The 12,789-nt window shown below is 40.2% G+C and carries 19 protein-coding genes; 5 read left to right on the top strand and 14 right to left on the bottom strand.

Going from position 1 to position 12,789, the window contains the following annotated elements; translation table 11 throughout:
* The first annotated feature begins 34 nt into the window (after positions 1-34).
* The 5 genes from L884_RS0115350 to L884_RS0115330 all read left to right on the top strand — a co-directional run bounded on the left by L884_RS0115350 (position 35) and on the right by L884_RS0115330 (position 3,597).
* The gene (locus L884_RS0115350) at positions 35-541 is read left to right on the top strand and encodes a M48 metallopeptidase family protein (RefSeq protein ID WP_028768321.1); all 507 of its coding nucleotides are present in this window, start codon (positions 35-37) and stop codon (positions 539-541) included.
* 301 nt (positions 542-842) lie between these two features.
* A complete protein-coding gene (locus tag L884_RS0115345; RefSeq protein ID WP_028768320.1) occupies positions 843-1,304 on the top strand; it encodes a hypothetical protein in 462 nt (153 codons plus the stop codon).
* 269 nt (positions 1,305-1,573) lie between these two features.
* Positions 1,574-2,284, top strand: coding sequence for an HAD family hydrolase (locus L884_RS0115340; protein ID WP_028768319.1), 711 nt, complete (start codon positions 1,574-1,576; stop codon positions 2,282-2,284).
* A gap of 302 nt (positions 2,285-2,586) precedes the next feature.
* Positions 2,587-2,982, top strand: coding sequence for a hypothetical protein (locus tag L884_RS22215; RefSeq protein WP_156925701.1), 396 nt, complete (start codon positions 2,587-2,589; stop codon positions 2,980-2,982).
* Positions 2,983-3,051: 69 nt separating this feature from the next.
* Positions 3,052-3,597, top strand: coding sequence for a hypothetical protein (locus L884_RS0115330; protein WP_156925700.1), 546 nt, complete (start codon positions 3,052-3,054; stop codon positions 3,595-3,597).
* A 120-nt stretch (positions 3,598-3,717) separates the two neighbouring features.
* Here L884_RS0115330 and L884_RS0115325 read toward each other — a convergent pair whose 3' ends face one another.
* From L884_RS0115325 to L884_RS23185, 14 genes are all read right to left on the bottom strand, one after another.
* Positions 3,718-4,197, bottom strand: coding sequence for a hypothetical protein (locus L884_RS0115325; RefSeq protein WP_028768317.1), 480 nt, complete (start codon positions 4,195-4,197; stop codon positions 3,718-3,720).
* A gap of 274 nt (positions 4,198-4,471) precedes the next feature.
* Positions 4,472-5,182, bottom strand: a complete 711-nt coding sequence (locus tag L884_RS0115320) for a hypothetical protein (RefSeq protein ID WP_156925699.1) — start codon at positions 5,180-5,182, stop codon at positions 4,472-4,474.
* Between the two features lie 54 nt (positions 5,183-5,236).
* The gene (locus L884_RS0115315; RefSeq protein ID WP_028768315.1) at positions 5,237-5,626 is read right to left on the bottom strand and encodes a hypothetical protein; all 390 of its coding nucleotides are present in this window, start codon (positions 5,624-5,626) and stop codon (positions 5,237-5,239) included.
* Complete coding sequence (locus L884_RS0115310) at positions 5,626-6,153, bottom strand: hypothetical protein (protein ID WP_028768314.1); 528 nt, start codon at positions 6,151-6,153, stop codon at positions 5,626-5,628. The genes L884_RS0115315 and L884_RS0115310 overlap by 1 nt, the downstream gene beginning before the upstream one ends.
* A gap of 15 nt (positions 6,154-6,168) precedes the next feature.
* Positions 6,169-6,840 (bottom strand): RHS repeat domain-containing protein, encoded by a 672-nt coding sequence (locus L884_RS22655; RefSeq protein ID WP_028768313.1) that lies wholly within the window; start codon positions 6,838-6,840, stop codon positions 6,169-6,171.
* 313 nt (positions 6,841-7,153) lie between these two features.
* Positions 7,154-7,621 (bottom strand): hypothetical protein, encoded by a 468-nt coding sequence (locus L884_RS0115295; RefSeq protein ID WP_028768311.1) that lies wholly within the window; start codon positions 7,619-7,621, stop codon positions 7,154-7,156.
* Positions 7,618-7,866 (bottom strand): hypothetical protein, encoded by a 249-nt coding sequence (locus tag L884_RS0115290; RefSeq protein WP_028768310.1) that lies wholly within the window; start codon positions 7,864-7,866, stop codon positions 7,618-7,620. Before L884_RS0115290 ends, L884_RS0115295 begins: the two co-directional genes overlap by 4 nt.
* Before the next feature lie 2 nt (positions 7,867-7,868).
* Positions 7,869-8,756: a hypothetical protein gene (locus L884_RS0115285; RefSeq protein WP_028768309.1), complete on the bottom strand. Its 888-nt coding sequence runs from the start codon at positions 8,754-8,756 to the stop codon at positions 7,869-7,871.
* A gap of 187 nt (positions 8,757-8,943) precedes the next feature.
* The gene (locus tag L884_RS0115280; protein ID WP_028768308.1) at positions 8,944-9,399 is read right to left on the bottom strand and encodes a hypothetical protein; all 456 of its coding nucleotides are present in this window, start codon (positions 9,397-9,399) and stop codon (positions 8,944-8,946) included.
* Positions 9,393-9,779 carry a hypothetical protein gene (locus L884_RS0115275; protein ID WP_028768307.1) on the bottom strand — a complete coding sequence of 129 codons (387 nt, stop codon included), beginning with the start codon at positions 9,777-9,779 and terminating at the stop codon, positions 9,393-9,395. Before L884_RS0115275 ends, L884_RS0115280 begins: the two co-directional genes overlap by 7 nt.
* A gap of 225 nt (positions 9,780-10,004) precedes the next feature.
* Entirely contained in the window at positions 10,005-10,400 is a 396-nt protein-coding gene (locus L884_RS0115270) for a hypothetical protein (protein WP_028768306.1), read from the bottom strand.
* Positions 10,401-10,409: 9 nt separating this feature from the next.
* Positions 10,410-11,186: a hypothetical protein gene (locus L884_RS0115265; RefSeq protein WP_028768305.1), complete on the bottom strand. Its 777-nt coding sequence runs from the start codon at positions 11,184-11,186 to the stop codon at positions 10,410-10,412.
* Positions 11,187-11,525: 339 nt separating this feature from the next.
* Positions 11,526-12,173: a hypothetical protein gene (locus L884_RS0115255; protein ID WP_028768303.1), complete on the bottom strand. Its 648-nt coding sequence runs from the start codon at positions 12,171-12,173 to the stop codon at positions 11,526-11,528.
* Positions 12,166-12,789: hypothetical protein (locus L884_RS23185; RefSeq protein ID WP_028768302.1), on the bottom strand; the 624-nt coding region annotated here is incomplete at its 5' end. The genes L884_RS23185 and L884_RS0115255, both read right to left, overlap by 8 nt.

Raw genomic sequence — 12,789 nt, 5'->3', positions numbered from 1 at the left:
GTATCTACGTTTTTATTAAGAGACTAAGTACAAGATGCAGCCACTGAAATACCTCGCAGGCTATTCAAGCGAAATCCAAGCGCAAGTACAAGACTTATTAGCGCAAGACAAGCTTGGACAATTTTTACTAAAACGTCATCCTCAAATCCATGATGTACGTACAGACAAAGCCCTATACGACTACACTATAGAGATTAAAAACCAGTACTTACGTAAATCCCAACCACTATCTAAAGTGATCTTTGACGATAAAATCTCACTCAGCCACCAAGCGCTGGGATTGCACTCTTATGTGGCTCGTAAACAAGGTGCCAAGATTAAAGCTAAAAATGAGATCCGCATTTCATCTAGACTGAAAAGAGTCCCTGAAGGACTTTTACGCATGGTCGTCGTGCATGAATTGGCGCATTTAAAAGAGAAAGACCATAACAAAGCTTTTTATCAACTTTGTTGCCACATGGATGGTGATTACCATCAGCTAGAATTTGAATTAAGGTTACTGCTAACTTTAATTGATGCAGGTAAAAATCCTTACAACTAACTTAGCTATCAGTTTTCACAGCTCTTACCAACAAGCTAGCATCACAGTTACAAGAGTAGCGCTTAGTCTAAGTGCTACTTACGCTTAAAAATGACGATGCTGGTTTTTATCGCACCAATATCATCCGAACAATAACAGCTCCTACTAATCTAACCATCCCGGTAACGATAATGATTTTCATTTGAATCAACTTACATTACACTATTCACATTGGCGCTAAGCGCGAATTAAAGACGCTCTATTTAACCCTAGAGAGTCAGTTAACTTAACATAATCAAAGGTCGCTTTTGGGTAGTTGATAATGAGTGATGATTTAATAAAAAAGCAGCATAAATCACGCCGCAAGCTGGCTAAATATCAGCAAAAAATCAGTTATTATACGCAATTGAGTGATAGCGAGATCTCACTTAAAAAACGTGCTGCAAAACTATGTAAATACCGCCTAAAGATGATTAAGCGCCAATTAAAGCTCAAGCGAATTGAGGCCAAAATCAATCAATTATCAATTTATACTAAGCTCACTCCCGCAAACGACGGCTTGAGTGTCGGTGTAAATGCGCTTAATGCGGCTAGCACTGGCCACACTAATAGCAACATCAACTACAACATCAGCAACCACATCAGCAACATCTATACCGTCAAACATACGGCGGAAATAAATCTGTACCAACCTTTTAAAACCAAGCCATGCCAAAGCTGCCCTGCTCTGCGTGGTAAAGCCTGTTTGTGTGCGCTAAAAAGTCAGCAGCGTAAACAAGCTTAGTTTCTGATTTTAAATAAAGCCTGCTTTGCACCAACCTTATATTTAGCGGCTCCTGAATAGTCAGCTCTGTAATTGCCCTCCTACAGCGATGGCCGTAAACGTCGCTAGATTAATTTTTTGATTCGTTTTTAAGTTCATAATAAGCTGACTTACAAACGCGAATATTAGCGTCAGTAAACTCCGATAATGGTTGCTATTAGAGTGATTTGCTTGACCTATTTTGCCGTAAATTTTAGGTTGATATGTCGTATTTCAATATAGAGGTAATAATGAAACTAGATGCAGTGTTATGGGACTATGATGGAACCCTTGTAAATTCAGTCCCTAAGAATATTGAAATCACCAAAACCATCTTATCCATTGTTGCACCACACCTAACAGGGGAGTTTCTGCCTAAATATTTACACAATGAAGCCTCATACCATGAAGCAAACCATGGCGCTAAAAACTGGCAGGAACTTTATGTCGATTATTATGGGTTAACACATGAGGAGATGTTAATTGCAGGCGGGATGTGGGCCGAGCACCAAGAAAAAAATACTACCGAAGTATCACTATTTAAAGGCATTAAAGAAGTCATCACTGAGTTTTCTCATCTTCCCCATGGTATTTGCTCGCAGAATTCGCAAAACAATATTCGACGTTTATTAGAGAATAACGCGATAGCCGAGCCATTCAAATCAATTATAGGGTACGACGATGTGTCAAATGGCAAGCAGAAGCCTGATGCAGCTGGTGGAATTAAGTGTATTGATTCAATTTTCGGCCACAGAAATAGCCAATGTTTAATGTATATCGGAGACCATGAAGCTGATGCAAAATTTGCACGCAACCTACAAGCTGCACTTGGTGGTCATACTCAAGTCATTGCTGTGGCAGCGGCTTATAGTCGCTCAGAACCACAGTCTTGGAAGTGCCAACCGGACTATACCGCACATAGCGTCGATGAGCTTTTTAATATCATTGGAAAATACGCCTAACAACCAAGTTTAGCCGCAAAAGCATTAATAGCTTAAGCACTGTTTCTGTAACCAGCCCTCCCTTAATGCAGTGCTGCCTCAGTGCAAAACATAGCCTCATGTCCACAAATTAATGGCTTACAAAGCTCACCTTTGTAGACCCTTTGCCTCATAGAAAACAACTGCTACAGGCCCGTTGTCATAAACTAAACCTCTACAGTCCCCTATTGATACAAGTCAAAAATTCGCCGTAATCTATTGGTATTATATATTTTTTGATAAATAATGTTGCCAAGCTGATGAGCATTTAGGACGATTTTAAATTGAAAATGTTTTTTCTTAGTTTAACCGCATCGCTTTTGTCTTTTTCGTTACTTGCTGGTGATGTAACTAGCTGGCAAGGACACTATGAACGCTATCATGATGGTCATATCGATGCAGATTATGCCGAGATCACGTTAGTTAAGCTTGATTCGAACAAGTACACACTATCAGGTATGGCGACTTGGGTAGGCAACCCTGCTACAGGCCAAATCAATATGGGCGAGATTGAAGGAGCTGTCACTCTTAAAGGCAATCAAATGCACTATGATGTCGACGGTTGTACGCTGCAAATTGTATTAGGGTCAAATAGCCTCTCTGTTAGCAAAGATAACGGATGTGGCGGTTTGAATGTCTCCTTTAATGGCCAATACCTAAAGACTGAGCCAAATAAATAATTTGTTGATGATAAGCAAAATAAGCTTATGTTCACCTCCCTACTAACACCTTTAAATCAGAGTAGTAATATGCAAGATATCCAAGAGTTGAGTCGAGTTTACCAAAAGCTGATAAGCCAACTAATAACAGATAACATTGAAGGATTAACATTCTATGTTAAACAAGAAGCCTTCTCACACATGACCATCTCAGCAGCCTTTTGGCATGGCGATTTATACTGGAACATTTGGAATAAAGACGGTAGCAAGTTTGCGCCACACCCAAGACTCTCACATGATGAGTTTATTGTTGAAGGGGTGCACTTTAATGACGATGATACATCTAAGCAACTGAAAGCAATTTATGACAAATGGAATCAAGCTACAGCTGACGACGATGGTGAAGAAGATGACGAAGGTGAAGATCTATTCTCACGGCTGATCAGACAGTCACATGAGGCATTAGCAGCGGCATTTCATAGCGATACAGTTACTCAGCAACTCATGACTATATTAGTGCAAAACCCCAACTTTGAAGCGGCAAAATTTAACCAAGTGATCCGAGTTGAAGATCCAGACGGCCAATTTGAATTTAACTTTCTAGATATTACCGGTAACAACATCAATCAGAAGTAACGATTCCGAGTCTTTATCAACCATGGCGCAGTGCGTAATTTAATGACATTAGCAGTCTAGACGTTGCAGTAAGTTATCAACACATAATCTAACAGTAGCGAGAGACTTTTTACTAGACTGCTATCGCCAGCAATCAAATATTTTTTCACCTGTAAATTTAAATGTCATATCATTTAGGATGTAGCGTCTCTGCTTAACAATTCCACATGTGTTCGCATTGACAACCCCTCCTTCTGACTCTTGCGTACTATATAAAAACTTGGATGATCGTGCATATTTAAGACGAGTCACTTCAAATTTATTATGCTGATTTAAAATTCCGCCACAATACAGCAAGCCTTTATAATCTGGACTTCTCTTTGTGAAATCCCCCACATCTCCATGGGAAAAAAACACATCTACTAAGTTTGAATCAGCATAGGCAATATATACTCTATCGGCGCTATCAAGCACATTATCCTTAATATGAAATTTATAGACATCCATACACTCACCTATCGCGTCTTTATAAGCATCATCCGTTGCTAATGTTACATCCCGACTTTCACAAGCAGCAACGAGCGCAAGACTAACCATCAAAAGTATGTTTAAGTTTCTCATTGTAGTACCTTATCTGGATATGTTCCGAATGGATTGGCATAACAAGTAGAAGCAGTGCCATACCATGTATCCTCCATTCCCTACGCTCTTTCTATCACACCGACTAATTTATCGTGACTCAGTGACGAAACCCTAACTCCAAGCACATTTTCTGACAGCCATCTCATTGCTGCCCCATTCTTCCCTATTTGACTAGATTCATTCTTCAGTATGTCTCCATACCCATTACGGATTAACCATTCTCTTGTTGTTGAGACTGGCCAGCTTAATAACATCACTTAACTGTAATTCGGTACTCAACAGGATAAAAATAAATCGTATATTCGGTTGTTTCACCCTCTTCGATAAAAGGTAGCGTAAGCGTAAAGAACCCTTGTTCACCTGCTAGGTTGGTATTCATTGCAACCAAGTTTCCACATAAAATATTGGTGTCAATACGAAGCAAATTTGAAGGCAATTTATTAAAATCAAATTGCCGATAGGGAATAGCAATACTTTCATCTTTGTAGAAATCATACAAATAATCTGGATATCTCTCTTCAGGCGGTGACATACACACATCAATACCATAATGACTTTTACCTTTACTTGGATATCGCTTCAGCTCCAAAAAGTTAACTTTGGTCTTTTTCCCTATGCGGTATTGGTCCATTATCATATGCTGAGTGTCTAACCGAATGCCCTCCTTTAAAGATGTAATAAAAATTTCCATCCTTAGGTTGTTGAAATGCACTGAATTATTTTCCTTTATAGGGCTATTGTAGAGCCCAGAGATACGAAATTTCACCTGAACCAAATTATCCAGAGTTATAATGGGGCTAAATATGGGCGAGTCATACCCTTGGTATTGCACATGCCCAAGAAATTCGGTGGTCTCAACTTTGGTTAACCCATACACACTTCGAATGCCATAGTTGTAATAAGCGCTGCCATTAAGATATGTCTGCTTATAAAGCAATGTCTGCATAAATAAAACTGGCACCACTTATGCTCTGAAGTGCATAGCCGTTGAAGTCGTAACTTGATGGCATCTTTAATGCTATGGCCACGTTCTACAACTTAGGGGATTACCGCCGTCATCAAAACCCCAACTTTTTATAATATATGTATTAGCTTCAACGATGTAATAAGTTAGACATTTACCCACCCATTCTTTTTCTGTCCGAGTATTTTCAAGTATTTCTTGATCACTAAAATGGTAAATCAAATTACCGTTCTCATCTTTTCTTATGTGAGTGAGGCCTTGACCACCTTTCACATAATCAGCTCTGATCAATTTTCCAGCATTCTCGAAAGCAAATGGTTCTTTATAAGGCATAACCTTACCAACTCTACTGTTTTTAAAATTGATATATTCTTCATGCCCTACCGCACAACTACACAAGAGAACTAAACCGAAGCTTACTGTTACTAAACGATAAATATCCATTACCGACTCCTTTCATCAAGTAAGTCTAAATAGTAGAAATGTGAGTAGGGGCGAGCTGCCGCAGCTAAAGTAAGCACATATGATGGCGGCATAGTGAGGACTAGCGAAAATTGATCATCTGGTACAAAAGTATAATCATGTAATCCGTCATGAAACTCAGCAAAGGCATCCACATAAGGCCCTTTTGCCACTGTTTGCATTAAGGCAGATTGGTCAGATCCTAAAGGAGCTTTCATTTTACCAGCTGTCACTAGAGCAAACTCTTCACCTGACAATTGTTTACCAACGTCAGGCTGACCTTTTTGCCACAAATGCGGTTCACCAATTTCATTATATGGCTGTCCTGTTGGTGTACTCACCTTGGTACTTACTTTTTTATAAATAGTTTCAGCCCCCATAGTCAAAGCTTGTGCTATTGCCGCAATTTTCGCACCTTTACTACACGAATTACCCGATGCTTTACCGGCTGCACAACCACCTAAAGCAGAAACTCCTATTCTAGCTGTCGCATCCCCTAGCCCTGCCACATTGCCAAAATTAGCCTATCCACCTGCGGCACCAGCAATTGCCCCTGCGAGTGCACCTCGAAATGCCCCATCTATACTTCCTGTAGTCAACGCACCGCCAACAAAGCCTCCGGCAGCTCCTGCCAACGCACCAGTTGCAACAGCCCCTGTAGTTGTTAATGTCGCAGTTGCTGCGGTTCCCCAAGTCGCCCCCCAACCAGCAACCCAGCCAGATGCTGCTCCGTAAGTCACAACAGTTGCAACGATAGCGACTATCGGTTTCCAGTACTTTTTAATTGCCTTCCAAATCTTATCGAAAAAGAATCCACTGGGATCAGTGTAAGACATAGGGTTGTTCAATACATACGCATAACGGTTATAGTTCTGCAAGTTATCCGCCTGCTGTATAAACGGATCGGCCTGTAAAAAGCGGCCTATTTCAGCATCATAAATTCGGCCATTCATATGGATAATATCCATATGCTCTACAGTTTCATGGCCGGTATAGCCTTTACTTGCTGAGGGTGAGATTAGCCCATTAAGTAATGAGTGAGTGTAAGCAGCGGTCTGTTTACCCCATGGGTCATAGGTAAACTGCTGCACTACGCTACCTGCGGAGTTAGTCACCGTTGTTGTCGAACCTTGATGGTCTTTATGCAGATAGAACACTCGTTTGGTATTAATACTCCGGTGAGTAATGCTTGACATCCATCAGGCCGCACTGCCTTTTCGTACAACAATCCACATCACTGCCTGCAAGGCTGATAGCACTATAGGGTCGAATCAAACAAATTTTTAGCATTGAAACCGCGAACTTAAAATTTATTATTTAATAAACTTCTTAAATAATATCTTTCCAGTTATCCCATAATGCAAAAACAATCCCCCTATTAATAACATTGTGATGGCATTTAACCTCTCTTTGAAACCACCAAATATTGGAAATAACATAATTTCGACCCCGAAAAATATGAGCCCCACACCAAGAATTACACCTAACACTCTAATTATTTGTCTCATTCTAATTACCCTTTAAAGTGCAATTAACCCTACAATAGCCATATGCTCCAGCCTGAAAACCTAAAGCCCCCGCACCAACAACGGCATTAACAGCATTGAATCGACTAAACTGCTTAAGGGTTTTTAATTGCCTTTCACCAGTAATGAATTGCTTACGTGCACGTCCATAAGAATTACGATTACCTTGATTACTTAACTCATCTGCCACACCTACCGCAAACTCACTTGCAGCAAAAGAAGGCAGGCTAAGAGGGCTCAAATTACCAGCCCAAGTATACATATCCCCATAATAAGAACTTATACAGCTACTGATACATTGTTGAATGTTCTCCCCGCGCCAATCCCAATTTGAAGCATAAACATCGCCATTTTCTAAATCTATCGCAGTTTGCGCCATGGTTTCTTGCAGCCATGCTTCATCCTCTTGTGTCCAACCATCAACTCGGCTTTCCGTTACACTCGATTTCAATCATGGTGCTTCAGCCTGTTTTCAACAGGCAATAACTCTTCCTTTATAAATTCGAGTTTTATCAACTCTAACTTTTCAACCTTCACATTAAGGTACTGATGATTTGCATCCAATACTGTAGAACGCTCATTTGGGTCTAAACTGTCATACCACTCTAAATTCGAGGCTAATTCTGCAGGACTATCTAGTGTCCATAAATCTCCATCTTCATGGAAAATAACTGTCAATGGGTACTTAATTGTCATTATTATAAACCTCCTTGATACGGTCTATGCTTCCTTACTTGAGAATTTGTTTTTCCTCTGTGATAGTGGAATCTAGCCTTTTCTACACCTTTGTACTTAAATTTATGGAACTCAATAGCAAAGCGTCTTACGTCATTTTTATACCAATTAAAGCCTCCACCACCTGCATTTTTATATCTCATATATTTAAACGAGTATCCAGCCGCTTTGTAGCCCGCATATGGGGAGAGCCATGAAGCCCCTTCCAATGCCAACCCACCAGCATGGCTCATTACATCAGTGTAAGTACCAGTACCAAACTCACCATCGAGTAATGCACGTTCCTGTTGTCGCATCCAACCAGGCTCGTACGCATAAACATCGCCATTTTCTAAATCTATTGCTGTTTGTGCCATGGTTTCTTGCAACCATGCTTCGTCCTCCGTAGTCCAATTATCGACTTCGTTGGTTCTTGTATCGTTTCCACCAAATTTGGATAAGCCAACTTGACTGACTACTGTCGCAAATGCAGCACTAGCCGCCCCATTGGCAAACTTACCTCCAGTAATTTCTGAGACGGTGCCGCCGATAACTGCTGCGGTTATAAAGCCTCCAGCTTCATTTCCTGCAAGGCCGATTGCACTCGCACCTTGCACACCTAGCATACCAATTCCTGCTGTGATAAACCCATGGCCAAACTCACCACCTTGCACGACGTTAAATATTCCGCCTGCAGTCCCTTGAACAATAAACTGCTCAATGCCACCTAGCCCGTCAGCCATTCCACCTATGCTTGCTGCAGCATAACTAATCACACCTGACTTAACCGCTGAACTTAAGCGACCTGTTGCAACAAAAGAAGCATCAAAGGCAAAATGCGCCGAAGCAAGTTGCCCAAAATAAGGGGGCATAAACAGCCATCTACTGCTTTATTAGCTTAATAACTCATTCTGTGTCTTAAGGTTTAATCCGAGTAGCCTGAATTGTTTTTCCTTCTGGTGGCCAATGAATAGATCTAAGTCCATTACCTCTAAAATGCACATGACCAAGAAAATACCAACACTTTATCCACCTTGAGCACCTGCAGCTTTATTAGTGTCACCAAGGTTGATAATTGACTGTTTTTATTTCTAACATATTATTTGGCTCTAACGGCATCTTATCGCCAATGATAATATCAAGCTCACCATCTATATGAACAAATGCCTTATAAGCAACAATCTGACTCCCCTTTTTCATATAGACTTCCTCCACATTCCCTTCAGAAACTGCTAGCAACAAAGAACCAATAAACACATTATCTTCTGGCAAAGTTATTCCCTCATACTCTTCATAAACAATTTTATCACCAATAAGAATAGTTAAATGTTCATCTCCATTTAAGCCTACTGTTAACTCCAATCCACATGCCATTTTATTTTTTGGTTGAATTTCAAATACAATGCAGTACAAGTCTTCAACCACTTTAAATGATACCAAGTCTTTACGATCATCTAATAGAAATGACTCTATAAGTCTATGAATTGTCTCTCCTCGGCTATTCAACGCTACCATTTGTTAACATCCTTCACATCAATAGAGATTATGGGTTTAGATTCTGTATGAGATCCGACTCTTCTTTCAAAATGGACTTGCCCTTTATAGCGTGACCAACCAATCCGTTTTTGCCCAGTATTCCAGAAACCTGATTTCGAGTTTATACGAAAATATCTATTTCCAAACAACGGACCTCTTGGTCCTACAATCCATTTGCCTACTCTGAATATAGGAATTGGTGCTAAGTAACTCGCCCCCGCAAATGCAACCTCACTAGCATCATCCATTACGTCTGTATATGTGCCTGAACCAAATTCACCACATTGCACAACATTAAATATTCCGCCTGCTGTCCCTTGAACAATAAACTGCTCAATGCCACCTAGCCCGTCAGCCATTCCCCCTATGCTTGCTGCAGCATAACTAATCACACCAGACTTAACCGCTGAACTTAAGCTCCCTGTTGCAACAAAAAAAGCATCAAAAGTCTTGACGCTGCCAACAAAGTCAGCTCAAAAAATAGCAGCCCTTTCTAAAGCTATTCCGCCAGCATCTATGAGTCTGCGTCAAGCGAGGCCTACAGACTTGATGACATTCAGGCCTCATTGGTATACCAACATCAATTAATCTACGATAAAAATCATATCGGAATCATTACTACGAAAAAGCAAGCTGCCACCAACCTCCTTGGTTAACCGATCATACAAACTACACCTATATCTAAATCCCTTATATTCATCACTGTTTATTCTCTCTTTAAGACTAGAAGTACTTATTTTCGAGTCTACTAACAAAAATGCATCTGTCGCGTCGCCCAATGAATCAAGCTTTGAAAATAAAAACTCACCGTACATGTCAAAATGCATATCGCTAATTTTTGCCTCGCCATCATCAAATAAAATTAGCATCAAATTTGTTCTTTTTTTTATCAAGTTATCAAAAGAATCTACGACCTTCCTTTTAATCTCGTTATCAATTTCAACATATAAAGGTTCAGAATACCGCATGAAATCTTTCATAATATCCTCTTAATACTTCTTCCAAGGTACATTCCATGGCCTGTGGTGCTTCATCTCTCCAAAGTGCATATGCAGTTTAGTTGGGGCTGGATTTGGGTGATAATCAAGTCTAAAAACAGGTCCCTTTTTAGCAGTTCTAACTTGAAAAATTCGACCATTTCCATACTTTAAACCTTTAGAGAAACCATCCACTCTAAACCCAGACCACCGATATAAGCCATAGCCTCCTCGCAATACACCATACCCGCCATAAAGAAAAGCAGCCCCTTCCAAAGCTATTCCACCAGCATCATCCATTACGTCTGTATATGTGCCTGAACCAAATTCACCATCCAACAATGAACGTTCTTGTAAACGCAGCCATCCGGGCTCATAGGCATAAACATCGCCATGGTCTAAATCTATTGCTGTTTGTGCCATGGTTTCTTGCAACCATGCTTCGTCCTCCGTAGTCCAATTATCGACTTCGTTAGTTCTTGTATCGTTTCCACCAAATTTGGATAAGCCAACTTGACTGACTACTGTCGCAAATGCAGCACTAGCCGCCCCATTGGCAAACTTACCTCCAGTAATTTCTGAGACGGTGCCGCCGATAACTGCTGCGGTTATAAAGCGTCCAGCTTCATTTCCTGCAAGGCCGATTGCACTCGCACCTTGCACACCTAGCATACCAATTCCTGCAGTGATAAACCCATGGCCAAACTCACCACCTTGCACGACGTTAAATATTCCGCCAGCAGTCCCTTGAACAATAAACTGCTCAATGCCACCTAGCCCGTCAGCCATTCCCCCTATGCTTGCTGCAGCATAACTAATCACACCTGACTTAACCGCTGAGCTTAAGCTCCCTGTTGCAACAAAAGAAGCATCAAAGGTCTTGACGCTGCCAACAAAGTCAGCTCATAAGAAGGAGGTATAGATACTACTAAACCTATCCCGTTATTAGTAATAATGTCACCTTTACCGAGCACATCAGTAAAGGCATCATGGAGTCCGTCATGAAATTCAGAAAAAAATCCATGAACATTCCTCATATTTTCCTATCTCATTATTTCTGTTTTCCTTTTTGTTGAGATTCGTCAGACTCTGAGAGTTCCCCACAAAGCCATTGAAGTGGAAAATTACTTATCGACTAAAGGCTTTAAATTCAACTGGAGCAAAGTAGAGCCAATAACCTTGTTGAGCATCTGAGCCTTCATATTTAAAGCTAATGTAAAATCTATAACTATCTCTAGGGCAACCTACGAAGCTTTCCGTTTCTATAACTAAACTTACCCCACCAGAGTTATCCTTTAACTCTCGATAATTGTTACTCTTCCACAAGTTTAAAATTTCATTTTTAGATAATTTTACTTTTCGCAATTGAATTAAAGAACTTTGCTTATTTTCACTAAATAATTTATCTTTCCTAAGAGTTGAATGTACAGACTTTATAGCAACTTTATCTTCTTGTTCAGTAAGAAAGTATGAATTTTCAAAATCAACAACAGTATCGGTATTAGACCAGAACTGAATAAAAAATTTACTCTGATTTGTTGAACAATTTTTTGTCCCAAATGTTAATGATTCCCATGAATCAGGATGCACTTTAACTAACACTTCATTTTTCAACCTAACTATCGGCCAAAGCTCTTTCCACTCATCTTTATAGCCTACCTTCTGGTAAAAAATAGGCGAAGTTGAGTATGTGTTAACAATATTTACATGTTGGCTAGTTGTACAACCAACCAATCCCATAAACACCACCAAAAATAAAAATATTTCTTTACTCATCAAGCTCACCGCTCAAATAGTTATAGTAACTAAGGCCCAGTGCTTCGTAGTTAATATATACAGCCGGAATAATTGTGCCTCCCAAAATGAAAGCATTATTTACGTTCCATTTAGCCATCCAAACATCGTGAAATACAGCCATCGAATTCACCCCTGGAGCTGAATTAGCAATTCTAGTAAAAGTGTCACTTCCTTCACTATCCCAAGAAAAACGTACGAGTCCGCCATCTACTATTATTTTTCCTTGATTCAATAAGTTATTAGATAGTAATAGTTGAACTTCTTCAGCGGTTAAACTGCTTAAAGACCTTCCAACTAAGTGATCAGCTCCTTTTCCTTTAACTACTTCAATAGACTTACCTACATTAGAAACGCTTGGTTTTTCTACACCGTTACCTTTGAACTTCACAACCCCTTTACCATCAGCAACATCCCAAGTAGGTTTGCTTTTAGAAACCATTTCCATACTAACTGAAAGAGCTTGCATCATTGCAGCTATTCTAGCCCCTCTGCTGCAAGAACCGCCAGACGCTTTACCGGCTGCACAACCACCTAAAGCAGAAACTCCTATTCTAGCTGTCGCATCCCCTAGCCCTGCCACATTGCCAAAATTAGC

It is taken from the genome of Shewanella fidelis ATCC BAA-318, assembly GCF_000518605.1.
Taxonomy (GTDB): Bacteria; Pseudomonadota; Gammaproteobacteria; order Enterobacterales; family Shewanellaceae; genus Shewanella; species Shewanella fidelis.
The sequence above is the reverse complement of the archived record's forward strand: the minus strand, read 5'-3'. Positions and strand labels throughout refer to the sequence as shown.